Here is a 26,027-nt window from a genome sequence, read left to right on the forward strand (position 1 = left end):
GGTATCCAGACTATGGGTGAAACAGGGCTATAAATGCCCTGCCTCAATCTCTTTCGCCAGTATTGAAATGTCCACACCGTGAATGGTTGCCGGGCCAGTCTCCGCAATAGCATAGATTGGCATCTTGCCCATAGCGTCCTCAGGTTTCCGTTGGAGCTGGTAGTGAGGCTTCTTAATCTTCTGTAAGCCCTCGGTAAACAGGATCCTGGCTCGCAGCGCCTCAAAGCTGTAGCCACGGCCAACAAGATTCACCACACGGATCAGGTTGTTCAACGACTCTGTGTAGGCGTTGGTAATGGGGTGGTCGAAGTAAGCGAAAATATCATCATGCCAATTACTTATCGCCTTAATCAGCGGGTCAAAATGGGTCTTCATATCAGGTGTGATCCGACGTAACCAGACGTAGTAGGCTTCCTGCGCCTGATGCCGATTTTTGCAGTTCCAAATTTCAAAAAAAGATTCTTTCAACTCGTAGGCTTGCCCAATTTCAGGATAGTTCAATGTCCAGCCGTATAAGCGCAGGGATTCAGCAGCTGTCAGCTCGTGGCGGCGCTTGAGCAGCACAAAACGGTCTCGCATCAGCCCACGGCGCTGCTGTGGCGTGAGGGCGCTTCTGATAGCTTTCCTGGCGCGTTCCAGTGATTCGTTTGCCATCCGGACGACGTGGAACTTATCGATGACTACCGTTGCTTCAGGGAGCATGGTTTCAACTGCCTGACGGTATGGTTCCCACATCTCCATTGCTACATATCGTACCTGATCGCGGTCTTTACGCATGCTCAAATAGCGGGTGACTGTTGTGTTGCTGCGGTTGTCCAGGATATCGACGATGGTCTGTTGCTCGATATTGGTGATCACGCAGCGGGGTTTAATGATGTGGATCTCATCAATGCCCAACCACTGCGGCATCTCGAATTTGAGCGTTTTTTCAAGTCGTTCGCAGTAGTCGGCGAAGATGTTGCGGACGGTTTTTTCGTCAACACCTACATCCTCGGCCACGCCAGAGAACGTGCGCCGAAGGCTCTCACGCTCGATGTACTGGATCAGGCGGTCAGTCATCTGTCGTTTGTCGTCCTTATGCGGCACAGGTTCCAAAAACGTCTTGCGGCAAGACTGGCAACGATAACGGCGACGATTAAGCATGATGCCTCTGCGTTTTCCATGCACTGGCGTATCCATGATTACTTCATCGCGCCGACCAAATCCGATGATCTCGGAGTAATTACAGTGTGGGCAGTATGTGGGCTGTTCGGAAACTTCGGCGTGCACCTGATAATCGTGCTCCAGTTCGGTCACTTGTAGCACTTTGTAATCAGGCCAATTGAGAATATTAGACAACAGAATTTCCTTTCCAGAAAATTCCGGCTTCGTTGCTGTTTTTCGACCACCAACAACTTTCTGTCATACTGCCCTGTGTGATCAACGAGAATATAGATTCAGCCCAGGCGTGCGGATAATTGCCCCTGGTTGCCATCCGCTGCACTGGCCGCTCCAGAAATGCGTAGCCAGTTTGATTAAGCGTGTATCCGTTTCGGGGCTGATGCCATTCTCCATCAATCCAACTTCCATCCATTGCGTACATTTCCAGCGCGGCCTGAAGACTGTCAACGCCTTCTTTTTTACGCTTTCTTTCTATATCGGATGATGCATCTATAAGATAGCTGGCATTAGGGGGGATGCCGTCAGTAATGACAGAAACGTTAATATTGAACAAGCGACCACCGGCTAGCCTGTGAGTGTTTACTAAAATATCCCGCAGCTCCAGAGGATCAGCCTTAGTTTTTAGCAACAAAACAATCTCGCAGTTTGCTACAATTTCTTCTGTGGAATACCCTGGTGCAGGGGTAACTTTGCCACCTTTAACACGACCAGGTGAAGATCCATTGGAAGTTCTATGAACATTAATCTTTGGCACTCCAGACACCCAATCAGCAGACTTAATACCAAAAGCGAATTCAATATCTTGACCGATTTTACGCTCAAGAGAATGTATAAACCCACCGATGCCCGCTATAGCAGGGAATCCAACTGCTACCATGCCGGATGATATATTCATGCCTTCGCAGTGAGCTGTAAGCTGTACAAAATCACCTCGCCAACTACCCTGGGTTATTTTTGCAGGACCTCGACGCAACATGCGGACAACCCCTCTTTGCAAAAGCAAAGCCTCACCATGATTAGCTATTGCCGCAGGTGTCGGCTGAATGATCCACTTTCGGTGAGGGAGGTTTTGCTCATAAATCCTATGATATAGCTCGTGTATAACTCCCATGCTGGCAACGGGCGTGACACTGACATATCGGTCGTTACGCCAGTCAACGGGAACCAACAGTTGTTTTAGTTGGGGATCTGTAATATCAGGCAGGCACAGCTCAAGAGCATAATCACAGGAGAGTTTTGCAACCGTTTCCCTCCATTTTTTCATATCAGCCGCGTTTGCCGGAGCCGCCCACGTTTCTCTACGCATGTGGGTTGTTTGAGAACTGACCATGCTATCTGGAGCATGGCCTTCAATCTTTGCTGATATAGCAGGAGACTTAATGCGAGCGTTGAACATCTTAGGGGAGTGAGTAGCGATCATCTGTTTTTCTCCAACAAAAAGCCCGACGAGTCGGGCTTACTAAAAGTATTAGCCGTTAAAACCAGATACCCAGCCTTCACTGAGCATCAAGCCTGCTATACGGCAAAGTTCTTTTTCATTTTGAAGGTTAAACAAGGATTGGACTGTTTCATTGTCAGTACCCACGTAATACATGACCGTCATTGACATGTCTTCCGAGAAAGAGCACTGAGCATTGAATTCGCCGTCGTTATATTTGGCATCAACAGAGAAGCTGTTTTCGTTATCTCCGCCGTTATCTTTGTACTCTGCGATTGCTTCACGAATTGCGAATGCGAGATTTGCAGCTTGTTCGCTTTCTGCGTCAGCGATCTGACCAATGATCAAATCTTGAATGTTGCTTTTCATGGCTCATTTTCCTTTTGTACTGCCTCCTGCCTATCAGGTGGTCAGTGTGGATGTCTTCCACGTTTTTAATTATATGGTATCTAGCTTATACCGACAACACTAAAATCCTATTTATATACTAAATTACATTTGGTGTAGGTTTCGCTAAATCCCGGATTCATTAAATTTTAAATTTAACCTTTAAATGACCTGACAACCCTTCGCATCATAGCCTTATTTATCTTCATTCCCCCATAAACAATTTCCTGCTGTAACCCCTGCCGCTTTGCTTCACTCTCCCCACTACCAGTTATCCGGGAGAGCCGCAAGATGCCTCACATTAAACCCCTAATTGCCCTGCTGATGGCCGTGGTGCCCGTTATGCAGTGCCACGCATCAGAGAAAGACGAGCTGGCGCTGGTGATGCGTCAGCTTGATCAGGTTCAGGCGGGACTCGAACGCGCTCGCGTGGTGGCCAACCAGAATCAGGACGCCCGCTTTTATTTCGATTACCAGCAGGCCACGCATGATATCGCCGCGATGAGGCAGGGGATTGGCACCTATCTGGAGCCCTCGCGGGCGCAGCCTGCTGCGCCTTCAGCCGTCTCCGGGCGCTACCGCGCTGAGGAACCGGCATGGCGATGAATGATTCTCAGGTGTCCGGGTGGAGTGCGGGAACCGGCAGCGGCCTGACCCCCGCTCAGCTTAACACCCTGATCCTGGGCACGCTGGCCGTCATCATTTTGCTGTTCAGTGCCTGGGCGCTGGTGCATGCCTATCGCGGCCTGCCCACCAAGGCCGTTACGTTCCGGCAGTTTAATGAACTGCTCATCCGCCTCATTGTGCTCTGGCTTCTGACCCTCTTCCTCTTTTTCCACTGATAAGGATACCGCTATGAAACCCTTTTTTATCTGGCTCCGGCACGTTGTCTGCCAGTACCCAAAACGCCTTATGCTGTCCGGATTTCTGTTCGCCGGTAGGGCACTGGCCGACCTGCCGCCGGTTGAACAGCCTACTACCGGTGGCGGAGGTGGGACCTACCCGATAATTATGGGCTACATCAAAGTGGGCGGCGTCGCGTTGGGCCTGATTGTCAGCGTGGGCGCTTTTCTGGCCGTTGCCCATGCCGTCATCACCTCGTTTCATGATATCCGCAAGGGTAAGGCGGCCTGGACGGAGTTTTTGATTTATCTGGTGGTGGGTATTCTCCTTATCCTGGTCGTTATCTATCTGGCTAACAAAGCGGCGGATATTTTTTAAGGAGCGCCGATGGCCGTCATCGATTTTCTTCCTGACCGACTGAATAACCCGCCGGTGGTCTTTAAAGGGTTCACCGCCGGGGAATTTTTACTTGCGGCTGTCGTTGGAATAGTTGCCGGTATTGCGCCGGCGATGCCGCTGGCGATGGTGCCGTTCCTCGGCTGGCTGGCTTTTCCAACCTGCATGCTGCTGATGCCGCTTATGGTCATTTTTCTGGGAGGCGGCTGGATAGCCAGCTACAAGCGCGGCAAGCCGGAAAATTACATCTGGCAGCGCCTGGAGGAGTTGCGCTGTCGTGTGGGGCTGTCCCGCGCACTGATTTTGGACAGCCGCGCCTGGGAAATGAAACGCACCCGGGCAGTGACGCGGGGAGGTGAGGCATGAGCCGCTTTCGCAACGGCATGACCGCCCGCGATAATCATATCTTTTCACTGCGCATTGCCTGCCTGCTGCTGTTTATGGGGCTGCTCATTACCTCGCTGGGCTGGATGCGTGCGCCCTCGACGCTGACCATTCACAACCCGCCCGATCTGCGCTCCGGAAGTACCCGTGCCTGGTGGGTTATCCCGCCGTCCACCGTTTACAGCTTTGGATTTTATATTTTTCAGCAGCTGAATGCGTGGCCGCATAACGGTGATGTGGACTACACGGCCAAAATTGCCCAGATGAACCCGTACCTGACGCCGGCCTGCCTGGACTTTCTGAACAAAGACGCGGAGATGCGCAAAAACACCGGGGAGCTGCGCGACCGCGTGCGGGTGGTCTATGAGATACCCCGCCGGGGCTACGGCGCGAACAGCGTCAAAATCATTGATGACGACAACTGGGTGGTCCGGCTGGATCTGGTGGCCGATGAGTACGTCCACAGCGAACTGGTGAAGCGGGCGATGGTCCGCTACCCGCTTAAAGTGGTGCGCTGGGAGGGCGATCCGGAACGCAACCCGTTCGGACTGGCGCTGGACTGCTATGACAGCACGCCGCAGCGGCTCGAAGCGGCCTCCCTGCCGGAGCCGGAGAAAACGTCAGGAGCAAAACCGTGAGAGTGAGCATGCTGATAGCGCCAGCCCTGCTGCTGGCATCCGTTGCGGCCCAGGCCGTTGAGCTGATGAAGTGGGAGCGCATTCCGTTGCAGATCCCACTCGTCGTCGGGCAGGAGCGTATCGTCTTCGTGAATAAAAACGTGCGCGTCGGCTTTCCGCCCTCGCTGAATGACCTGCTGCGTATTCAGAGCACCGGCGGCGTGGTGTATCTGAATGCGAAATCGGCATTTCCGGTCACCCGCATTGAGCTGCAAAACAAGGAGAACGGCGAAATCATTCTGCTGGACGTCTCGGCGACGCCGGGGAAAACCACACCGGAGCCGGTGAAAATCGTCTATGACGGCGAGGTGGCCACCGCCTCCGCCAGTGACAAACAGGCGGTGAGCAGTGACGGCGACAGCACCGGCCGACAGCCGGCACAGAGTGACAGCCCGCCCGCCAGCCGCAAAACGCCAAAGCTTAACGCGCCGTTGCCAGTGGTGCTGACCCGCTATGCCGCACAGAATCTTTACGGACCACTGCGCACCGTCGAAGCTGTGCCCGGTATCAGCCCTGTGTCGCTGAAGCTGCCGTCGAACCTCACCACCGTGATGCCGTCCGAGCCGGTGACGGTGACGCCGATGGCCGCCTGGAGCCTTCAGGGCAGCAGCGTGGTGGCCCTCCAGGTGCGCAACCGCTCTGCCGGGAAAATCGTCCTTGATCCACGCGTCATCGAAGGTCAGTTCACCACTGCCACCTTTCAGCACCGCTGGCTGGGGCGGGCCAGTACCCCGGAGGACACCTCCGTACTGTACCTTGTCACGTCCGGTCGACCGGAGAGCGCATTTATCGCCGAACCGTCCGTGACCCGACCCGCCGGTGAACGCGCCCGGAAGGAGAAAAAATAATGAAACCCTCCTCCAACCTGTTTGTAAAAATTGCCGTGCCGGTGCTGCTGGCAGGCACGGTGATGGTGGCCGTGCGGTCCTGTTCCGACAAAGAAAACCAGCCCGGCCAGACGCAGAAAGCCTCTGCCGGCACGCTGAAAGACCTGACGCCGGAAGACCTGCGGACGCTGGGCGTTGAGGGTGACACGCCGCAGGATACCCTGCGCACCATCGTGGGCAACTTTCGCCGCGTCCAGGACCGTCTCAATACCCTCGAAGGTGACAATAAAAAGCTCAGCGATGAGAACAGAGCGCTGAAAACCACTAACGGCAATGTGGATACTCAGATAAGCCAGGCGGTCAGCACCGCACGCAATGAAGAGGCGCAGAAACGAGCACAACTCAGTGGGCAGGTTGCGGATCTAGGCGCACAGGTCAGCCGGCTGATGGATCAGATGCAGCAAAAAAACGCCGGGGGTGACACGGCGTCTTCCGTGAAAAACGGCGGGCCGGGCAGTGATATCCCGGTGGGGTTGGGGTATGACGGCGGCCAGAGCGGCACGGCATCGGCACCGTCTTCGGACGGCCTGCAATGGGTGGAGCCAAAGGACGGTGTGGCCACCGATTCCGGCGGAAAGCCGGTGACGGACGGTAATAAAAACAACGCCACCGGCTTTGCCTTCGCGACGTCGTTTGACCAGGCAGCCGATGCAACACGGCAGACGGCGGCTAAAACCTCGACGGCGGTACAGAACACCATGAATGAGGCGGAGAAGAATACTGACCCCGTTTATACCCTGCCGGAGAACGCGACCCTGGTCGGCAGCCGGGCGATGACCGCGCTGCTGGGGCGGATTCCAGTCGACGGCAAGGTCACCGATCCCTATCCGTTCAAGGTCATTATTGGTAAAGACAACCTGACCGCCAACGGCATTGAGCTGCCCGACGTGCAGGGGGCTATCGTCTCCGGCACCGCTACCGGCGACTGGACGCTCTCCTGCGTACGCGGCTCCATTACCAGCATCACCTTTGTTTTCACCGACGGCACGGTCCGTACCCTGCCATCGCCCAACGGGCAGAACAACGGGGGCAGTCAGGGCGCACAGGGTAGCAGTAACAGCGGCAGTAATAATGCCGGCATCGGCTGGCTGTCTGATGACAACGGTATTCCCTGTATTTCCGGCACGCGCAAAAGTAACGCCTCCACTTATCTGCCCACCATCGCCGGCCTGGCCGCTGCCACGTCAGCCGGCGATGCGCTGGCGGCGAATCAGAACACCAGTCAGACCAACGGCTACGGTGGCGTGACCTCCAGCCTGACCGGAGACGCAGGCCAGGCGGTGCTGGGTAAGGCCTTTGCCGGGGGGATGCGTGAAACCGTGGACTGGGTGAAGGCGCGATACGGCCAGACCTTCGACGCCATTTACGTCCCGCCGGGCCAGAAGGTGGCGTTGCACATTACCCGCCAGCTGGCCATCGATTATGAAGAGAAGGGCCGCAAGGTGAAATACGACTTCAGCCTGGCCGGCAACGGCACGGGCATGGACTGATGAGGACCGCAATGCACAACGAGAACCTTGAATATCGCGTCGCTTACACGCCGCTCAGTGGTCGCCTTTATGCCGGTCTGGTCAGGCAGGATAACGGCAAATGGGAAGGCCAGCCGCATGACGTCACCGACTGGGCGATGCTGGCGGTCGGTCTCAAGCTGTCGCGGGAGGGCAATGATATCCTCTTTCCGCTTCAGGATGGCCGCTGTATCAGAATTTCCGCATTTTACTGTGGCGCTGAGGGTGCGGAGGTGCCGGATGAACAACTGTAAACTGCTGGCCACGCTGCTGCTGGCGGTGGCGCTGGCCGGATGCAGTACCTCCAAGGATGAAATGCTGCCGCCGGGCGACAGCAGCATGCTGGATATGTGGAACGACGGCGCGTCGGTGACGCATACCACCAACGAGAGCCGCGCCACGCTGCGCAGGCCCGTCTCTGACGGTGAGCGGGTGATTTCGCAGCAGACCCGCGAGAGCTACAGCCGCACGCAGGAAAATGAAATTCAGCAGACCTTTCCCCGGTTGCCTAACCCGGACATGGTGATGTACGTCTTTCCGCATCTGGCGGAGGGCAGTACCCCGGTCCCCGGCTACAGCACCGTGTTCCCCTTTTACAGTCAGGTGCAGTACGCGCTGCCCGGTGAACGCACGGAGGATCTGTGATGACGTTTTCACTGTTTCGCCGCCGGTCGCGGTCGCAGGATGCCCATCAGCACGGTGACGGGCCGTTTTCGGTGAATGGCCATGAGCCACTTACCCGTGAAGGCCGGGTGACCCGCGCCGATGAGGCGCGGTTGTACGACACCGCCCCCTCGATAATCCACCACATCCCCTGGGGCGAGTATCTGCCGGAACACCAGTGCATTCTGTTGGATGACGGCGTGTCGGTTGGTGCGGTGTATGAAATCACCCCGGTCGGCACCGAAGGGCGTCCCGCCGCAAGGCTGGATGAGATCCGCGACGTGATGGAGAATGCACTCCAGGACAGCTTACCGGAGCTGGATTCCCACCAGTGGGTGGTACAGTTTTTTTGTCAGGATGAGTCCGATCTTACCGCGTATATGGACCGGGTGCGCGGCTACGTTAAACCCCGTGCGCAGGGGACTGCGTTCACTCGCGCCTGGCTGGACGAGCAGGCGCGTCACCTGAAAAACGTCGCCGTTGAGCAGGGGCTGTTTCTGGATGATGCCGTCACCGGTGCCCCGTGGCGCGGACAAATCCGTCGCACCAGGATGGTGATTTACCGCTGGGTGGAGACGCCATACCGCGATCCGATGGCCCCGGAGGTGCTGCTGAAGCAGGTCTGCGATCGGCTGACCTCGGCGATGAGCGGGGCCGGTATCCGTAGCGAGCGGCAGAACGGTGAACAGATCCACAGCTGGCTGCTGCGCTGGTTTAATCCCTCGCCGACGTGGGTGGATAAAGCCACCCTGTACCGCTGCGCCCGGCACAGCGACGATGCACCCGGCGAGCTGCCGCTGCTTAATGATTTCAGCGAAAGTCTGTGGTTTACCCGGCCCCGCAGCGATGCGGAAAAAGGGGTATGGTGGTTTGATGAGGTGGCGCACAGGGCGGTTCCGGTGGCCCGCCTGCGCAATGCCCCGTCCACCGGGCATCTGACCGGTGAGGTCCGGCGCGGTGATAACATTAATGCCATCATGGGCCTGCTCCCGGAGGGCACGGTGCTGACCATGACGCTGATTATCCAGCCGCAGGACAAATTAGAGGAAAACTTTGCCCGCCTGAGCCGGGATTCGATGGGCGAAAACGTGGACTCGCTGCGTGCGCGTGAGGATGCGGCCACGGCCCGCACCTACCTCGGCAACAAGCACAAGCTTTACAGAGCGTCGCTGACCCTGCTGATTAAAGCGCGTGACCTGCCGACGCTGGACAGGCGCTATCTGGATCTCAGCAGTAAACTGCTGAACTGCGGGCTGGAGCCGGTCAATCCTGAGCACGACGTCGGCCCGCTCAGCAGCTACCTTCGTGCGCTGCCGATGTGTTTCAACCCGGAGAAGGACAGGCATAACTGGTACACCCGCCTGATGTTCGTGCAGCATTTTGCCTGCCTGGTACCGGTTTACGGGCGCGATACCGGTACGGGCAATCCGGGATTCACCTTTTTCAATCGCGGGGGCGGGCCGCTCTCCGTGGACCCTCTCAACAAGAACGACCGCACTCAGAACGCCCATAAGGTGCTGTTTGGTCCAACCGGGGCCGGTAAATCAGCCACGGCGTTGTGTGAGCTGGCGCAGATGATGGCTATCTACCGGCCGCGCATTTTCCTGCTGGAAGCCGGTAACAGCTTCGGGCTGTTTGGCGACTACTGTGCCACGCTGGGGCTGACGGTCCACCGGGTGAGCATCAAGCCGGGTAAGGTTATCTCTCTTGCACCGTTTGCCGACTCGCACCTGCTGATGCGGGTCAGACCGGATGCGCTGATGGTCAGTGAGGAGGACCTGCCGGATATTGATGAGGACGGGGGCGATGAAGACGATAAGGATGAGGAGCGTGACGTACTGGGCGAAATGGAGATTGCGGCCCGCCTGATGATAACCGGCGGTGAAGCAGCGGAGGAGGGGAGGATGACCCGCGCAGACCGGGGCATGATCCGCGAGGCGATTATGATTGCCGCCCGTAAGGTGCATGAGGAAAACCGGCAGATGCTGCCGGAAGATCTGATGTTTGCATTGCAGAATATTGCCCGTGACGTCAGCATCGGGGAGGACGGTCGTGAGAAACGGACCGCCGCCCGGCGGGCGCGTGCGGAAGAGATGTCGGAAGCCCTGCGCATGTTTACCGAAGGGTTTGAGGGGGAGCTTTTCAACCGTCCCGGCACGCCGTGGCCGGAAGCGGACGTGACCATCGTTGATCTCGGCACGCTGGCCCGCGAAGGCTACGAGGCACAGATGGCGGTGGCGGTGATTTCCCTGCTGAACACCATCAATAATATCGCAGAACGCGAGCAGTACAGCGACCGCGATACCCTCGTGCCCATCGACGAGGCGCACATCGTCACCGCCAATCCGCTGCTGGGTCCGTATGCCACCAAAATTGTGAAAATGTGGAGGAAGCTTGGCGCGTGGCTGTGGCTGTTTACGCAGAACTTGGCTGACTTTCCCGACACGGCGAAAAAAATGCTGAACATGGCGGAGTGGTGGATTTGTCTGGTGATGCCGCCGGATGAGGTGGAGCAGATTGCCCGTTTCAAAACGCTGACCGATGAGCAGAAAACCATGCTGCTGTCGGCCACCAAACTCCCGAGGAAATATACTGAAGGGGTGATCCTCTCGCGTAAGGTGCAGTCGCTCTTTCGCGCCGTGCCGCCCAGTCTCTATCTGGCGCTGGGGATGACAGAGAAAGAGGAAAAAGCCGAACGGCGGGAAATCATGAACCAGATGCACTGTAGCGAGCTGGAGGCGGCTTTCCACGTTGCACGCCGACTGGATGAGAGTCGTGGCCTGCATACTGAACAGGGGACAGAATGAGAAAACTGATCATGGAACCGCCATCGGTCGTCCCTGACAGGGCGCTGATTGCCACCGTCATCTTTACCGTTCCGCCGCAGGGGCTGGCGTCCATCGGCCAGTCTGACAGCGTGGCGCTGGCACAGCTTCAGGATGAAATTCTCAGGCGGCTGGACAAGCCGGTGCTGCTGTCGGCGTACCCACACCGGGTGGGGCGTCGCAGCTGTCTGGCGGTGCATCTGAACGATGCCAGGAACAGAACGCTGGATATTCTCATCACCGTTACCGGCAATACGTTGTGGCCGGGAGAAGGCGAGTTCAGGACCGGCATTCGCTGGAATATATGCGTACCCGATGCCACCGATATGCTGTGGGTGCTGAAGGAGATTGACCGGGTGGCATGCGGCGTGGTGTGCAGTTAAACGGGCCTGTGGGTTATGCAGGCAGCGCAGTTTGCTGGCTGCGTAAGCCGCAGGTTGCGGGTGCGGGCGGCACAGAGCCCGCGACAGGATGACCTTTTTGCCACACTCATGTGTGGCTTTTTATCGTGATGTGCCTGCGAATTTCTGGTATACCTTCGCAGGTGATGCATTAAGGATGAGAGACGATGAAAATCAGTGAAGAGGCGTTACTGCACGCTGGCTTCAGCGCCGCAGATATCAGGAAGATAAGGAATAACACGGAAAGCTATGGTGGAACGCTGGGTGAGGCGATTCAGGATCTGGCAAATCGTTTCATCATAGCAGCATGCGTTGTCGGCTGTTGCCTGGCTGTTTTTGTTTTACTTCTCTTTTTTGGCTCTGAGCAAAGTCTGTTCTCAGGTTCAATAGGGCTGACTTGCGGCATAGCGGTTGCCGTATTCGTACAACCGCCGATGCTCGCCTGGAAGTCATGGCGATATAGAAGAAGAAACAAAGATTATTGATCGTTGTGGTCTGTCGTAATCAGGTCAAATACAACCTTAGCCTTTACCCCATATTGGACAATTTTCATCGTTAATTTAGGTCTGCTCATAGTATCTACTTTGCGATAGTAATCTCGTGGAAGCCATCTGAATAATCGCCATGCGCCCGCTTTTTTCGCAATGCCGAATATGCTGTAAACGCTGGCACCAAGGGTAACAGCATTGTAAAATGCCAGACCCGACTCAGGTTTAAAGCCCATATAACTGGCAGCACTCATGCTTGCATCGGCAACGATTCCCTCCGTCTTAAATTGCTGACCGTAATGAAGATGTGCGGCTTCTTTAGTTATTCCGTTTACACCATCAACAAAAAGTATCGCTCCGGCAAGAACACCAATTGGTGTCATGGTTGACATCATGATCATTCCGCCAAACATGGCTGCGCCGGAGATAACAATATTCACAGCAGAAATCACGTAACCCACAATTTTGTTGTTTTCTCTGACAAATTCCACCTTCGCGTAAAGCTTTGCTGCCTTCATTCGCAGCAACCGGCTCTGTTCATAAAGGTTTTCCTGCTCGGCACGCAGTGCGGAAATGCAGGCGATGCACTCCTCGTCTGATTTGGCCTTGCGGGCCAGCGCGAACTGCTGCTCAACAACATCCTTAATTTCCTGGCAAAACTTTATCCGGGTCAGGCCGTCAGACAAATGGAAGGCTGAGAGCTGGCTGGCAAGATTGACCAGCTTGCGGGCTTCCATATTGACCATTGTTTCAGCCCAGGCTCTGTTCCTGCCGCCCGACTGCATCATTGACAGTAATGCCGAATCCATAGCGTTCTCTCCTTATTTCAAAATGATGAGGTATTGTTTTTCACGTCCCAGCCGGCGCGGGTTTCGGCACCTTTGCCGCCCGTCGCGCTCTGCTCCCAGTACTGCATTTTCACCGTATCGGCCTGAAACTCATATTCCACCGATGACACGTCGCCGCTGTCATTGAGAATGACGCCGGCAACGAAGACGTTCTCCAGCGTAATACGGTAATATTCTATCGCCGTCCCGCCTGCCTTACAGGCGGACAGCTCAACCTTTCTCAGTTTATTACCATTTGATGCATTCAGAAAAATGGCAGGTGTGGATTTGTCCACGGCAGCCTGGACGGTGAGGTTTAGGTGATTAGCGCTTTTGTTGCCCGCCTCAGCGCGTTTGACTCCCCAGTGGTGGGAGAGAATATCGGTCCAGCCGGCGTGGGCGGCATCCTTAGATTCACCGTTGACGTTTTCGACCTTCAGAAAAAGATTATTCACGACTCAGTCCGCTGCTAAATGGTTAATTTCGCTAATATACCATCACCGCGTGTAAAATTGCAGCAAACGCCACAGGGCCTTCGTGGCAGATATTATTCGCAGGCAGATGACTTTTTATCAATATTCCCTGTTAACGCGGCTTTGCGTTTGACCGCATCGGCGGTGTTCAGCGCGTCTGCCATCCGGTGGCACATTTGCCGCCATATCAATACAGTGCGCCCGTCTTAGCGCAATAGCTTCACGGTTACCGTCATCTGTTGTTTTATCCATGACGGCCAGCCAGCGACGTGCAGCACGTCGCCACTGGCCTTTTTTTTCCAGGCATTCTGCCAGCGTATCTCTCAATTCCATCACATGCCACCACGGTCATTCTCACTGTTGCGAGGATTCTTTCACATCTTCGGTCAGAGTTCTTTATTTAACCGTTGACACATATCCTGAAAATAGCGCCGGAACCTTCATAACGGAGTCTTTTTATGCGCTGTCCTTTTGAACTTGATCCTCAAATCATTCATCACATCATTTACAGCCAGGCCGGTTCCATCGGGAAGGCGGTTATCGAACTCATCATGAACAGCGTCGATGCCGGCGCGAAACAGGTGAACGTTGACATCACCGCTGAAGGCTTTGCCTGCCGTGATGATGGCCGGGGCTTTGCCTCCCATGAGGATGTGAAACGTTATTTTGGCCGGTTTGGCACGCCACATCAGGAAGGGGATGCCACCTATGGCCGCTTCCGGCTGGGTCGTGGCCAGATTATGGCCCATGCCCGCACCTTGTGGCGTTCAAATCTCTGGCAGATGTCGGTGGACACCCGTGAGATGGGTTACCACTACGATCTGGATGAGCTGACGACCGCAGTGGCGGGCTGTTCCGTGACCGGTGAATGGTACGAGCCGCTGAACAGTCAGGAGCGTCTCTCCTGCCTTCGGGAAATTCGTGACCTGGTTCGCTATACGCCGGTCATCGTCAGCCTGAACGGGGCGGTGATCACCCGTCAGCCGGCGCTGGAAAAATAGGACGCGGAAGACGATGAGGCGTGGTACCGCCTGCGCGAGGAGGGAGCCGTGGCCATTTACAATCAGGGCGTGCTGGTCCGCCACGACCCTGGCCACCAGTGGGGCGTTGGCGGGCTCATCGTCAGTAAAAAGCCGCTTGCGCTGAACGTTTCGCGCACCGAAATCCTGCGCAAAAGCTGTCCGGTCTGGAAGTCCATCGCGGCCCGGTTTGCTGAGATGGCCGGCGCGTTTGCGGATACGCAGGGCAGCCACCGTAAAACGGAGTCACGTCGTGAGAAATCAGCTCGCATGCTGCTGGCCGGAGAGGGCGATCTTCAGACGTTGTTCAACGGTGAGGAGGTGATCACCCTGCTACCGGGGAGGCAGCACGTTACGCTGGAGCACCTGTTACGCCGCTGCCGCTGTGTGGCACCGGATGATAATAAACGGGGTTTTACCCTCGTGCGTTATGGCTGGGAGGTCCCCCGTGGTGAGCTGATTGCGCGTGCCGGCATTGCACCGGTGCTGCATCCCGTCACCCTGACCCGCTTTGGTTGTTATCATGAAGACGAGTTTATGGCCTGCCTTGCACGTATCCGCAGCAACATTATGGCATATCGGGAGGGGCTTTCAGCGCCTGAGCGCTGGGGCAGTGGCTGGCAGTCTGATGCCGTCCTCATTGATTTTGATACGCTGAGTGCAAACTTCATTGACCGGACGCGTGTGGTCAGTGAAAAACAGCTGGATAAGGAAACCCGACGGGCCTGGACGGCGTTACGCTGGTGCCTGAGTCATTATGCCGCGCTGTGTAGCGGGGCAACAAAGTCCTGGCAGGCTTATACGCGTGGGGGTACCCGCTATCAGGTGCTGCTGGGTGAGTCCACCACGTCTGATGCCTGGACCGACGGCGAAACCTATATTGCCTACAATATTGATATTGTCCGTCGCCTGAAAACGGACCCGCTGCTTACCGCCAGTCGGCTGTTCAGCCTGACTGAACATGAGGTGGCCCATCAGGGCGACAGCATGGACTGTGGTCATGACGAGGCTTTTTATCAGCGTTTTCACGATATCAGCACGCACCATGCTCACGATCGTCAGCGCTATATCCATGTCTGGCTGATGAAGTACACCACCAGTCTGGAAGCCGAAGGAAAGCGTGCGACCGGCACTGCCTGGCGGGAGCGCTATCTGATCGAGCGTACCAGCACCGGACGGGAGAAAAAAGGCCTGCCGGGGGTGATCGGTGATGACGGTGTGGCGGATGCTGTCCGTGCCACGGACGAGCCTGAAGATACCCTTCGCCTGGAATTTCTCAACGCACAGCTTGCTGAGTCAGATACGTATGCACCTGCTGAACCGGAGTGGGACCGGGTGGTGAAAGAAGGGGTTGAGAAGTCGCTGAGCAAGCAGGCGGAGCACGCGGAACAGCGGCAAATCCACGAGCAGGAGTGGGAGAAGTATATCTCTGACATGGATTCAGAGATTGAGGAACGCGAAGAGGCCGGTCCGCCGCCCGATGATGATGAGATGGAAAAAATGGCTGAGGAACAGCGTGCACGGTATCTCACGCTACTCCCCGGGGCGACAGCTGAGCTGCTGACGGATTATGTGGTCTGGTACCTGATTCAGAGCACGACTACGGTGGATGAAGAGCTGGATGCGTGGGCGCGGCGGACCTGGCAGCAGGCGGGTCCGTACCGTCCGGTTGCAGAAGCTGAGCAGCTTCCCGAACGCTGGAAGCCGCAGGCCCGCGAGGGTGAAACCCGCTGGAGCCTGAAGCGTAACGCGGCGGCGGCCGGTTTTCTGGATGTGGAAGACTACCTGCAATGGCGGCAGGATAACGACAGCGGGGCGTGACGGTGCAAAAACGCCGTTCTGTCAACCATCCGGAGGGTGCATTTTTCCGGTTCTGTCAACCAGAGGGCGCTCACGGATTAATCTTCCGTTTCCGGCTCAGAGTTAATTGCTGAACCCGTCACCACCTGAGCGCACCCTGAGCATAATTCTCACTCAGGGAGCGTTTCACTATGCGGTTATTCCCATGCCTTGCAGCATTACTTTTCTCCACCGGCGTCAGCGCCGGCAAGGTGATTTACACCGACGGTGCCCACCCCGTGGCGGCTGACCTGCCTGCGGACGTGACGGTCACCCTTCTCGATGCGCCAGACCTCCTTCAGTCAGAGCTGTTTGGTCCGCTTCCCGCCGACCCGGGGCAGGCTGAACGGCAGGCGAGGGCGGTGGTGGCCTCCCCCGACTTTACGAAAAATCAGCAGGCGCTGGCCGACGCGTATGCCGGCGTGGTGCACGCCTGGTCACTGGGGCTGGAAAAATACCCGGCGGTGGTCTTTGACGATAAATGGGTGGTGTACGGCACCACCGATATCGCCGTGGCCACGAGACAGCTGACGGGCTGGCGGGAGAGACAGCCATGAGCCGGTCACTCAGCCGTTCCCGCCGGCTGACGCTGGCCGCGCTGTTTGCCTGCACCGGTTCACTCGCCAGCGTCAATACTGCCGGGCTGCTCTCCAGCGCAGTCAGCCCGGACTGCATCAGCTGGCGCATCAGCGGCATCTGCTACTGGCTGTTCTGCACGCCGGTGGGCTGCACGGTCAGAACCTCGGTAAAGGTGACACATTTTATCCCCGAAGCGGTGGTATCCGCCTATCTGAGTCCGGGGGCCAATCCGTGGACGGAGATGTCGGTGGTCAGCAGCACGGCAGACGGCGCGGAAAGTGCGCTTGTGGGCGGGGCTGCGGGTGTGGAAACCGGCGGTGGGCGGCAGGAGATGAAGATGCCCGGCACACGTAAGCAGAACCTGCATTTTTACTACGGTGATGCATATGGTCACCCGGCGACAAAACTGATTGGCGGCATGGTACCCGGCTACTCGTGCAGCAGCGCGGCCACGCCTTTTATGCCGTATTTTGCCAGCGGCCTCGATGCGCTGACCTGGCGCACCGGCGTTCCGGAAGCGCTCTATCCGGAGGCACTGGTGCCCGGCAGTCGGGAGGTGGGCAGCACGACCGCCGGCAACATGTGGGGCAACGTCTATCCCCGCAGCGGCTTTGTCACCCAGACCGACGGCTACAAATCCGCCGCCGTGGTGGTACAGCGGGTTGCCGACATCATCACCCGTCAGGGCCAGCTTCATGTTTACACGCCGCTGACCGGTCAGCGGTCGGCGGGCTACTGGCCCCCGGAGCCGGTGCAGGAAAACACCGGCACGCAAAACCACAAGTGGCAGCGCCTGTCACCACAGCTTTCTCAAAGCTGTGCGGTCTTCCCGGACGTCGGCGGAGAGAACGCCGAAGACGGCAATTATGCCTGGGCGCTCTGGCAGCCTTACAGCTGCTGCAAACGACGCGGCCAGACCTTCCTTTACAGCACCGACTTCTCCTGAGGATATTTTCTGATGACACGGCACCCTTTACGGCGTCTTTACCCGGCACCTTTCGCGCTGCTTATCCTGCTCTCCCTTCCGGCCATCGCCCTGGACACGTCGCTTTCGTCTTCCGGTGCGGCGGTGAGCGGCGCAGTTAATGACGGCCTGTTCTACTCCATCGGCGGCGGCTCAGTTATCTCCCCGCCGGCCAGCCGCAGCAACATGTCCCGCCTGGGCCTGAACGGCGGCTGGAGTTCCGATTTGATGTGCGGCAACTTTGACCTGAAGACCACCGTTGGCAATCAGCTTAACGGCGTCACCAGCGGTTTTAAGGACCTGATGGGTAACGTCATTCAGGGCGCGACCGGCGCGGTAATGAGCATGCCGGCAATGGCCATACAGCGGGCCAACCCGGGCCTGTATGAAATGCTGACCAATGGGGTGCTTCAGGCGGGCCTGAACTTTGATAAGGCGCAGCTCAACTGCCAGAACATGTCGAAAAAGCTGGCCGACTACACGATGGGCAGCAAGTGGCAGCAGGCGGCGGTGGCCGAAGAGTACAAAGATATCGTGGCGTCCAGCGACGGGGACGCCGTCTCCGGCGACCAGAAGCTGAACAAAGCCACCGGTGAGGAGGGGGTCACCTGGGTGGGCGGCCAGAAGCGCGGCGGCAAGGGGCAACAGGCCATCCAGCCGAGCCGCGACCTGGCAAAAGCCGGCTTTAACATGATGAACAGCCTGCCGGTCACCAGCGGCAGCAGCGTGGGCACCGACAGCTGCAATGGCACCGTCTGCCAGCGCTGGAAAACCTCAGACGACGCCGCTGCGGCGGTGGTGAAGGTGCTGGGCGACCGCTCGATACGCACCTGCCGGGAAACCAGCGAATGTACCAGCGGTGGCACCGATAACCAGCCGGGCAGCGCGGTGGCCGGCACTGGTTTTTCTCCGGTACTGGAGGACGCGACAAAAACCAACCTGGAACAGCTTGCTAAGCTGGTCAACGGCCAGCTTCAGCCTACCACCGATAACCTGGCCGGGCTGAAGACCGGCAGTCTGGTGGTGACCCGTGGCGTCATCCAGTCGCTGCGCGATGACCCGGACAAGGCGGCACTGGTCCAGCGACTGGCCGGCGAGCTGGCGATGTCCGATACGGTGGAAACCGCGCTGACCATGCGCCGGATGCTGACCACCGGCGAGTCCGAGCCGAACGCCGCCGAACAGCCGGAGGCGATCGCCGAGGGTGACCGCCGCGTGGACGCGCTTGACCGCGAGCTGAACGCGCTGCGTAACGAGATGGAGCTGCGTAAGTCCATCAGCAGCAACAGCCTGCTGACCACGCTTGCGCGTCAGGGCGCACGCAACCAGGACAACCAGATGCAGCAGAAAACCGGCAGTCAGGACCAGGGCTTCAGCCAGATGGGCCAGCCGTCATCCTCGGGAGCGAACTGATATGACAATGAAACTGAAAGGCCGAGCCGCCCGCGTGGCACTCCTTATCTTATCCATGATGCTGCTGACGGCGGGGATGTTCGCCGTGGCGTCGGTGTTTATGGCGTATGACCCGGACGGGCACCTGACGCGCGAGTGGCTGCATGACAGCCGTTGGTGGCTGTTCGCCTGGCGGCTGACCCTCCTTACCGGTCTTGCAACAGTATGGTTCTGGTGGGTACGGCCACGGGTGATACGCCGCTGGCCGCAGGTCCGTTTACGCCTGCCGCGCACCGAAGCGCTGGCGGTGCTGTTTATTCTGGCCACGGAGTACGTGGCCTGGTCCGGCGCGGCGTGAGGAGACGGACATGACGGCGAACAGTTTTCTGGAATATTTTCTCGTCCTCTTCGGCTGGGTGATGAACAATGCGATGTGGAGCATTCTCAGCAGCACCGGCCTGTTTGCACTGCCGCTGGTGTTTAAGGTGCTGGGCGTCTGGCTGAAGGTGCGGGAAGAGGGCGCGGATGAGGGTAACAAGGGTATGCTGGCGCTACCGCGCATCGAGCACGCTATTTACGTCTCCTTCCTGGTGATGCTGTTCTGCTGCATCCCGCTGCTGCCGGTGGATATCAGCACCATTAAATTTGACAGCTCGCGGGCGAAACAGTGCGGCGTCAGCGTACCCACGCCGCAGAACTCCGGCTATAAGGGGCTGGTGAATGATTTTGACGGCCGCACGGCACAGGTGCCGGTGTGGTGGTACCTTCTGCACATGATGTCAAAAGGGACCACTCAGGCAATGATTGCGTCCATCCCCTGCGGCACGCAGTTGCGCCAGATGCGCTTTGACGTGCAGAACACAAAGCTGCGTGACCCGGTGCTGCTTCAGGAGGTGCAGGACTTTGCCGACCAGTGCTACTCGCGGGCTTACTTCCGGCTGAAGAACAGCAACAGCCAGCTGAGCGACGCGACCATTAACTCGGTGGGCTGGATTGGCAGCGACTATTTTCTCAACACGTCCGGCTATTACGATTACTACACGGCGATGACACCGCGCAGCCAGTGGCCGTATGACAGCGCGCGTGACAGCGGGTATCCGGACACGGGGCAGGGCGGCTATCCCACCTGCAAAACCTGGTGGTCGGACGGCGCATCCGGGCTGCGCCAGCGGGTGCTGGCCAGCTTCAGCGAGGACACCCGTAAAGAGATGCAGCGGCAGTTTCCGGGGACGCAGTGGGAGTCCGTGGCGTTGCAGTGGCTGGTCAGCCCGCGCAATGCCGGATTATCCGGTGGCGGTACAACCTATGCGGTGGGCAGTGCCGATAACACCACCGGCGTGGCGGGTAACCTGACGCGTCTGACGTCAACCATCGGTCTGGGGCTGAAGCAGGCTGAGGCGCTGCCGGGGTTTGATGCGCTCAAGCAGGCGCTGCCGATGATACAGGCGTTGTTACAGATGATGATCATCACCGTCATACCGGTGCTGATGATGTTCAGCGCGTATGAGCCGAAAACCATTGTGACCATTTCGTTTGCGTTGTTTGCCCTTCAGTTCATCACCTTCTGGTGGGAACTGGCGGGCTGGCTGGATGACCGGCTGATCAACATTCTGTATGACAATATGTCGGCGCAGGGACTGACAGGCAGCGCTGTCCCACTGGCTGATTTTGTCAGCTCAACCAATGACGGCTGGATTATGAACCTGGTGCTGGGGATGATGTATGTGGTTTTTCCTGCGTTCTGGATGGGGATGTTAAGTTGGGCCGGTGTGCAGCTCGGTGCTGCGGTGTCGTCAGCAATGGAGAAAGGCTCGATTCAATCAAAACAAGCTGGAGAAGAGGCTGGCAAAAAAGCACAAGCAGCAGCTATTAATCAGGTAACAAAAGGGTAGTTAAGAGTAGTAAAAGAAGGCTGAACGGGTTCAAACTGTTCAGCTCTATTCATCTTCCTGATAATGCAATTTCTCTCCATTTACATAATTTCCCCAGCCTTCTGCACCGTGGTTCCAGCCATTACATTTGTTCGTTGAATTCTTAGCACTTTTCTTAGTTTTAAATGACGATGCTATTAAACCTGTGGCCACAAAGCCACTTGTAGCAATATCAAGAGAACCCAGTAAAACATTACGTCCCAACTCTTTGAAATCAGCCTTCTTCATCCTTAATTTACTTTTTTTCCGGGAGCAAATCTCCGCCACATCTTTTGGGTCAAAGCCGTTTCCGCTCATATCGTTACCTGTGAAGTGATGGGTAAGCACATCCACCAGATATTACTGATGGTTTTCTTATGTATCCAGGTTACTGGAAACCGGAGGTATTGGCAACTTTTTGTACACTTTTGGGAAGGTGAGGTTCGGGATAAAGGCGAACAGATTGCTTCGTATGTGTACGAAAACGAGAAAAATAATGCTTGCAGGAATGTTTACTAAAACTTAAGTTTTTTATTTTTTGTTTAATGAACAAGGAAATAATGTGCTTATAAAATTTCTTACCCCTTACTTTCTTTTCTGTTACAGCGCGGCTTACAGCATACTCCAGACGCTCGATGGCACAGGATTAGCCTCAACAATACGATACGAAAACAATGGTGTGAGCGCTTTCGCGACAATGGTATTTTCACCTGACGAACAAGTCGGGATTATGTTGCCAGTGATAATCATCAGCATGGTTGTTATTATCCTTCTCCTTCTCACCGCTGCATATGTTTTACGGAAAATAACCGGGGTGATTATTTGTGCCATTATTTTGATATTGCCCGGCCTGCTTGCGATGTCAGGATATTTTCCAGCCATCAGATGGCTTCCTTATTATTATAATATTGGCGGAGCTGGAGAGGTGGGCAGTCCGGCAGGCATGAGCTGCCTGGTTATCGCTGGAATACTTACAGGTTGGGCTGTTCTTATACTGATTCAGGCAGCTTTTCGTGCAGGTGAGTTTTTCAGAACGGTGTTTGATATTTTTCTTATACTCACTGCCGCAGCAAACGGGATATTCTGGGTGCATGATAAAGAAGTTAGTTCAATCCAGTCTGCTCATCAGGAAACCAGCAGGGATATCAATTCATCAAGTGCCTATTTATTAAAACAGGTAGAATACTATGATGAACAGTGTAGAAGCGGTGTTGTTAAGAATGCACTTTCCTGTCAGTGGGCATCTGATATTCAGGGGAAGCTTAACGATTATACTTATCAGCTCCCATCTGTTTTTATGCAATTCACACCTGATACTGTGATTGGTTTATATAAAGCCCATGATATGTCTGATTCTCAGGCTGAGAAAATACGTGAAGAGTTAAATGAATATAACATGCAGACGTGTCCTGAGAAGCAGTTAGGACAGGGTGTAACTCGATTAGCACCTTCATCAAGATTATGCCAGGAGACACCGATCCAGTACTGCGGTGCGATTATCGAAAATAAATACATTCATGCCGCACTGGGAGCAGTTGCAATAGCAAGCGAATGTGTTTTTTCATCACTATTAAGGAATAAAAAGATTCTGAATAAGGAGGGTAATGAACTTAGTGAATCAGCCAGAAGTAGCAATTTTCGTTGGCTTTGGTTTATTCTTTTCTCCGTTTTCCTGGGCGGAAAAGTCGCCACGCTGATGTATAAAATGCGTGAATCGTCCACCGTAAAAATATAAATTTTTCGCAAGAAAAATTCTGCCTTCTCAGGGATATTGCTATTGAGGTAATATCCTAATTAACGTTACTGAACCCCTGATATTTCATCTCATTGGCTGAAAATTCAAATCCTTCTTGAAAAAGGATCGCCGTCCGATCTACTATCTCCCCCGATGTACCGTTGCAATACGCAACATGCCAATGTTCCGGTGATTTGAGAGGAACGCCTTCGGGTAATCACACGCCAAAGTTGTCATAACCTGAGAGACGACGCCTTCGGGCGGTAAACCCGTCAGCCTTTGAGAATGGGGATCGTGTTAAGCGCGATAAAGGATTTTACTCAACTATCAGCCTGCCTTCGCAGCGCTTCTTTACGGACCGGTCAGGTCTGTTTTCTTCGTTTCGTCCCGAATCCTGACGACTGCATTCGATGCAAACTTTGCGACGTGGTTATGACCATTTGGAACATTTGGGCATCTTCCACGACGGCATTGTGAGCAGAGGAGCGCGGCGTCACTTGCGTTCGAGTGAAACGAGTACCAAGTGACGCCGCAAAGCGGCATACGTCAACACCACGTAATACGTGCCTTCAAACGCGATTTTAAGGATGGTTTCACGGGAATCACCAAATCGCCTCGTTTAATACGTCTCTGTTTTGCGTCCGTTTTCACGGACGTCCGCAAAACGCAAAAATTAACTAATGACTTTTTCAAGTCTTAACTACATGAAATAAGGAGAAAATCGTTCAGGTACTGAGGCGTTCGTCTTAATCAGACGAACGGGGAGCAACAAACCGTCGCACAGAGTGCTAAACGGGCTCCTGCAACAACTCAACTCAGCCTCGCCATGCTACACAGTACCTGACGGCCATGATGGCAAACTAACCGACACGCATGGACGTCTGACCAACGTACTGGTCATATCAGCCAGTCTTTCTGCCGGGGACCGCTTACCAGTGGTTCGCGGCAGAAAGACTTTGCATTAATGAGGATACGAGGGCTTATGAAGCACAAAAATACGCGTTCAAAAATTGAGGGATTCAGGAAAGAGTTTATCTCTTTCGCCAGAAAAGGAGCTGGCGGTTATGCCACCATTGCAGACCGGCAGCGTATAGGTCGATATTTTCTGGAACACCTGAAAAATTCAGGTATAAAACTTCGCAGCGTGGATGCACTTAAAGTTCGCTACGTTGAGAGTTATATTGATTATCGTAAAAGCCTTAATCTGAGCCATCGCACTCTTCAGAATGAAATGTCGGTATTACGCAGCATTTTCAGCGCGGCCGGAAAACATCGTCTGGCCGATCCGGAAAACGAACGGCTCAGCAATAAAGCGTTGGGTATCTCAGGCGTAAACCGGGACGGAACAAAAACGGCTCTTACACAGGATGAGTTTTCAAAAGCATTTAATGAAATTGAAAAACAGGACCGTGGCATCGCGGCAACAATGTGGCTTGCCTATGCATTCGGTTTGCGCACAAAGGAAGCCATTGAAGCCTGTAAATCATTATCCACCTGGAAACGAGCGGTGGATAATGGCGATAAATCAATTCGGGTTGTTTTTGGGACCAAAGGGGGGCGACCAAGAGACACCACGATTATTAACCGTGATGAGGCGCGTCGTGCAATCCTTTACGCTGAAAAAGAGGCTAAAGAGCGAAATGGGCGATTTATCGATAAACCCGGCATTCACCAGGCGATCAATCGTTATCGTTATTTCGTCAGGAAGGCAGGGCTGACGGGAGAAAAAGCGCCTCACAGTATGCGCTATAATTTTGCCCGCGAATTATCTGACTACCATAAGAGTCAGGGATATAATGAAAAAGAGGTAATGGCGATGATCTCTATGGATCTTGGGCATGGAGATGGACGTGGACGTTACATCAGGCAGGTCTATTATCGTAACGATGAGTAGTGTTTAAAATTTTTTATTCCCGGTGGTATCGAGTCTGTTCTTATTATGATTACAATAATTTTAATTCTATAAGTATTGATGGGGTATTTAATGAATAAGGATCGAGAGAGTTTGCAGGATGTTTATAAAGTGATGTTGTATGTTCATCAACACACGCCTGCAACAGCAAGGCGGGTCAGGACTATTCTGACACATGCCTATCCTGATCTTCTGACACGTCATACTTGCTTTTCAGGTTATGTTTCTCAACGGGCATTAGAGGAAGCGCTTAAAAATGGATATCGGCCTGGCATATTTGAAAGAGAGCATTACCTTAGGTTCCAAAGTTCTCTGACAAAATGGGTCAGTGAAGGATTTTTAAAGGATGGTTTTGAAGCGTTCGAACAGAAGGTGGTTGAGCTTTCAAAAGTTCATATCACACTCAGAAGTGAAAACAGAAAGTTGATATCAAAATCTTCAAGTTATGAGTCGTTAGAAATATCGCTTATTTACTGGGGGAATATTCCAGTGGATTGCAGGCGAGTCTTCCATAAGGTACTCAAAGGGAAGGTGGTCAATATTGCTGAGTTTTCTGTTTAGATAAATTTCTGATTGATGGGCACTTTGAGTTGTTAATCGGCATATCTAAGTTTAACTTATCTCAGATGAATCAAGTGACAGGAGTGATGACATGGATATCGATGAGTTTCCACCGGGAGTTATTGAACATCTTGGCTGGTATGTATACCGATTAATTGATCCAAGGGATGGAAGCACCTTCTATGTGGGAAAAGGGAAAGGTAATCGTGTATTTGCTCACATGCGCGGTGAGGTCGCCGCAGCCGATGATGAGCTACTCAGTAACAAACTCAGGCAGCTTCGGGAAATAAGATTGGCGGGCCTTGAGGTTATCCATATTATCCACAGACACGGTATGGCTGATGAAAAGACTGCTTACGAGGTTGAAGCCGCACTTATTGACGCCTATCCCGGTTTAACTAACATCATGAATGGTGCTGGCAGCAATGAATTTGGTGCTGCGCATATCAAAGAATTGATAGCAACATACCAACCTGAAACCGTTGTGTTCCAACATAAAGTCCTGATTATCTCTGTCAACAGAAGCTCAGGTGATGTTGATCTCTATGATGCCGTACGTTTTAGCTGGCGTGTCAGTGTCGAGCGTGCCCGTAAGGCTGAAGTCATACTGGCCACGGTGAAGGGGATCGTGAGGGGGGTATATGTAGCTGATGAATGGCTTAATTTGTATTAGTCGCGACTTGATCTGACATATAGCCTTGAAAGGTTGAGAGTTACCGGTTTTGATATGGGTGTCGAATCCTTATACAAAACACGAG

Annotated in this window: 27 protein-coding genes and 2 pseudogenes; 22 read left to right on the forward strand and 7 right to left on the reverse strand. The window is 54.8% G+C overall.

What is annotated here, in order from left to right; all coding sequences use genetic code 11:
- Positions 1-27 precede the first annotated feature (27 nt).
- The 3 genes from BG55_RS11190 to BG55_RS11200 are packed head-to-tail and all read right to left on the reverse strand — an operon-like array spanning position 28 to position 2,968.
- A complete protein-coding gene (locus BG55_RS11190; RefSeq protein ID WP_034937604.1) occupies positions 28-1,338 on the reverse strand; it encodes an ISL3 family transposase in 1,311 nt (436 codons plus the stop codon).
- Positions 1,331-2,581, reverse strand: coding sequence for a hypothetical protein (locus BG55_RS11195; protein ID WP_034937606.1), 1,251 nt, complete (start codon positions 2,579-2,581; stop codon positions 1,331-1,333). The genes BG55_RS11190 and BG55_RS11195 overlap by 8 nt, the downstream gene beginning before the upstream one ends.
- A gap of 48 nt (positions 2,582-2,629) precedes the next feature.
- Positions 2,630-2,968 carry a hypothetical protein gene (locus BG55_RS11200; RefSeq protein ID WP_034937608.1) on the reverse strand — a complete coding sequence of 113 codons (339 nt, stop codon included), beginning with the start codon at positions 2,966-2,968 and terminating at the stop codon, positions 2,630-2,632.
- A 309-nt stretch (positions 2,969-3,277) separates the two neighbouring features.
- Between BG55_RS11200 and BG55_RS11205 the strand changes: the two genes are divergently transcribed.
- From BG55_RS11205 to BG55_RS11260, 12 genes are all read left to right on the forward strand, one after another.
- Entirely contained in the window at positions 3,278-3,592 is a 315-nt protein-coding gene (locus BG55_RS11205) for an integrative conjugative element protein, RAQPRD family (protein ID WP_034937611.1), read from the forward strand.
- Complete coding sequence (locus BG55_RS11210) at positions 3,583-3,828, forward strand: TIGR03758 family integrating conjugative element protein (RefSeq protein WP_034937613.1); 246 nt, start codon at positions 3,583-3,585, stop codon at positions 3,826-3,828. Before BG55_RS11205 ends, BG55_RS11210 begins: the two co-directional genes overlap by 10 nt.
- 70 nt (positions 3,829-3,898) lie before the next feature.
- Positions 3,899-4,207, forward strand: coding sequence for a TIGR03745 family integrating conjugative element membrane protein (locus BG55_RS11215; protein WP_420889619.1), 309 nt, complete (start codon positions 3,899-3,901; stop codon positions 4,205-4,207).
- 9 nt (positions 4,208-4,216) lie between these two features.
- On the forward strand, positions 4,217-4,591 hold the full coding sequence (locus BG55_RS11220) for a TIGR03750 family conjugal transfer protein (protein WP_034937620.1): 375 nt from the start codon (positions 4,217-4,219) through the stop codon (positions 4,589-4,591).
- Entirely contained in the window at positions 4,588-5,247 is a 660-nt protein-coding gene (locus BG55_RS11225) for a PFL_4703 family integrating conjugative element protein (RefSeq protein ID WP_034937621.1), read from the forward strand. The genes BG55_RS11220 and BG55_RS11225 overlap by 4 nt, the downstream gene beginning before the upstream one ends.
- Before the next feature lie 8 nt (positions 5,248-5,255).
- A complete protein-coding gene (locus BG55_RS11230; protein WP_034937623.1) occupies positions 5,256-6,134 on the forward strand; it encodes a TIGR03749 family integrating conjugative element protein in 879 nt (292 codons plus the stop codon).
- Positions 6,131-7,663 carry a TIGR03752 family integrating conjugative element protein gene (locus BG55_RS11235; protein ID WP_152542750.1) on the forward strand — a complete coding sequence of 511 codons (1,533 nt, stop codon included), beginning with the start codon at positions 6,131-6,133 and terminating at the stop codon, positions 7,661-7,663. Before BG55_RS11230 ends, BG55_RS11235 begins: the two co-directional genes overlap by 4 nt.
- Before the next feature lie 11 nt (positions 7,664-7,674).
- The gene (locus BG55_RS11240) at positions 7,675-7,935 is read left to right on the forward strand and encodes a DUF7446 family protein (RefSeq protein WP_084276286.1); all 261 of its coding nucleotides are present in this window, start codon (positions 7,675-7,677) and stop codon (positions 7,933-7,935) included.
- Entirely contained in the window at positions 7,922-8,326 is a 405-nt protein-coding gene (locus BG55_RS11245) for a TIGR03751 family conjugal transfer lipoprotein (protein ID WP_034937628.1), read from the forward strand. Before BG55_RS11240 ends, BG55_RS11245 begins: the two co-directional genes overlap by 14 nt.
- Positions 8,326-11,151: a conjugative transfer ATPase gene (locus BG55_RS11250; RefSeq protein ID WP_034937630.1), complete on the forward strand. Its 2,826-nt coding sequence runs from the start codon at positions 8,326-8,328 to the stop codon at positions 11,149-11,151. The genes BG55_RS11245 and BG55_RS11250 overlap by 1 nt, the downstream gene beginning before the upstream one ends.
- Complete coding sequence (locus BG55_RS11255; RefSeq protein WP_034937632.1) at positions 11,148-11,552, forward strand: hypothetical protein; 405 nt, start codon at positions 11,148-11,150, stop codon at positions 11,550-11,552. Before BG55_RS11250 ends, BG55_RS11255 begins: the two co-directional genes overlap by 4 nt.
- Positions 11,553-11,737: 185 nt before the next feature.
- Positions 11,738-12,055 carry a hypothetical protein gene (locus tag BG55_RS11260; RefSeq protein WP_034937634.1) on the forward strand — a complete coding sequence of 106 codons (318 nt, stop codon included), beginning with the start codon at positions 11,738-11,740 and terminating at the stop codon, positions 12,053-12,055.
- Here the strand turns inward: BG55_RS11260 and BG55_RS11265 are convergent.
- From BG55_RS11265 to BG55_RS11275, 3 genes are all read right to left on the reverse strand, one after another.
- Positions 12,049-12,867: a DUF4225 domain-containing protein gene (locus BG55_RS11265; RefSeq protein ID WP_034937636.1), complete on the reverse strand. Its 819-nt coding sequence runs from the start codon at positions 12,865-12,867 to the stop codon at positions 12,049-12,051. The two genes, BG55_RS11260 and BG55_RS11265, sit on opposite strands and share 7 nt — an antisense overlap.
- 17 nt (positions 12,868-12,884) lie before the next feature.
- Positions 12,885-13,340 (reverse strand): Hcp family type VI secretion system effector, encoded by a 456-nt coding sequence (locus BG55_RS11270; protein WP_034937639.1) that lies wholly within the window; start codon positions 13,338-13,340, stop codon positions 12,885-12,887.
- 117 nt (positions 13,341-13,457) lie between these two features.
- Entirely contained in the window at positions 13,458-13,691 is a 234-nt protein-coding gene (locus tag BG55_RS11275) for a PerC family transcriptional regulator (RefSeq protein WP_034937641.1), read from the reverse strand.
- 125 nt (positions 13,692-13,816) lie between these two features.
- Between BG55_RS11275 and BG55_RS11280 the strand changes: the two are divergent.
- The 6 genes and pseudogenes from BG55_RS11280 (at position 13,817) to BG55_RS11305 (ending at position 21,043) form a co-directional block, all read left to right on the forward strand.
- Positions 13,817-16,198 (forward strand): annotated as a pseudogene (locus tag BG55_RS11280) (ATP-binding protein).
- Positions 16,199-16,368: 170 nt separating this feature from the next.
- Positions 16,369-16,773 (forward strand): TIGR03757 family integrating conjugative element protein, encoded by a 405-nt coding sequence (locus BG55_RS11285; protein WP_034937642.1) that lies wholly within the window; start codon positions 16,369-16,371, stop codon positions 16,771-16,773.
- Positions 16,770-17,741, forward strand: coding sequence for a TIGR03756 family integrating conjugative element protein (locus BG55_RS11290; RefSeq protein WP_034937644.1), 972 nt, complete (start codon positions 16,770-16,772; stop codon positions 17,739-17,741). Before BG55_RS11285 ends, BG55_RS11290 begins: the two co-directional genes overlap by 4 nt.
- Positions 17,742-17,753: 12 nt before the next feature.
- Positions 17,754-19,172, forward strand: a complete 1,419-nt coding sequence (locus BG55_RS11295) for an integrating conjugative element protein (RefSeq protein ID WP_052018797.1) — start codon at positions 17,754-17,756, stop codon at positions 19,170-19,172.
- A gap of 1 nt (position 19,173) precedes the next feature.
- A complete protein-coding gene (locus BG55_RS11300) occupies positions 19,174-19,509 on the forward strand; it encodes a hypothetical protein (RefSeq protein WP_235192751.1) in 336 nt (111 codons plus the stop codon).
- Between the two features lie 10 nt (positions 19,510-19,519).
- Positions 19,520-21,043, forward strand: coding sequence for a conjugal transfer protein TraG N-terminal domain-containing protein (locus tag BG55_RS11305; protein WP_034937646.1), 1,524 nt, complete (start codon positions 19,520-19,522; stop codon positions 21,041-21,043).
- A gap of 45 nt (positions 21,044-21,088) precedes the next feature.
- Here the strand turns inward: BG55_RS11305 and BG55_RS11310 are convergent, their stop codons facing one another.
- Positions 21,089-21,379: a hypothetical protein gene (locus tag BG55_RS11310; protein ID WP_034937648.1), complete on the reverse strand. Its 291-nt coding sequence runs from the start codon at positions 21,377-21,379 to the stop codon at positions 21,089-21,091.
- Between the two features lie 244 nt (positions 21,380-21,623).
- Between BG55_RS11310 and BG55_RS22280 the strand changes: the two genes are divergently transcribed.
- From BG55_RS22280 to BG55_RS11330, 4 genes and pseudogenes are all read left to right on the forward strand, one after another.
- Entirely contained in the window at positions 21,624-22,796 is a 1,173-nt protein-coding gene (locus BG55_RS22280; protein ID WP_235192752.1) for a hypothetical protein, read from the forward strand.
- 982 nt (positions 22,797-23,778) lie between these two features.
- Positions 23,779-24,690 (forward strand): integrase domain-containing protein, encoded by a 912-nt coding sequence (locus tag BG55_RS11320; RefSeq protein WP_034937650.1) that lies wholly within the window; start codon positions 23,779-23,781, stop codon positions 24,688-24,690.
- Between the two features lie 90 nt (positions 24,691-24,780).
- Positions 24,781-25,269: a hypothetical protein gene (locus tag BG55_RS11325; protein ID WP_034937651.1), complete on the forward strand. Its 489-nt coding sequence runs from the start codon at positions 24,781-24,783 to the stop codon at positions 25,267-25,269.
- A gap of 91 nt (positions 25,270-25,360) precedes the next feature.
- Positions 25,361-25,930 (forward strand): annotated as a pseudogene (locus BG55_RS11330) (LEM-3-like GIY-YIG domain-containing protein); the annotation flags it as partial.
- Positions 25,931-26,027: the final 97 nt, after the last annotated feature.

This window comes from Erwinia mallotivora, from assembly GCF_000590885.1.
Classification (GTDB): Bacteria; Pseudomonadota; Gammaproteobacteria; order Enterobacterales; family Enterobacteriaceae; genus Erwinia; species Erwinia mallotivora.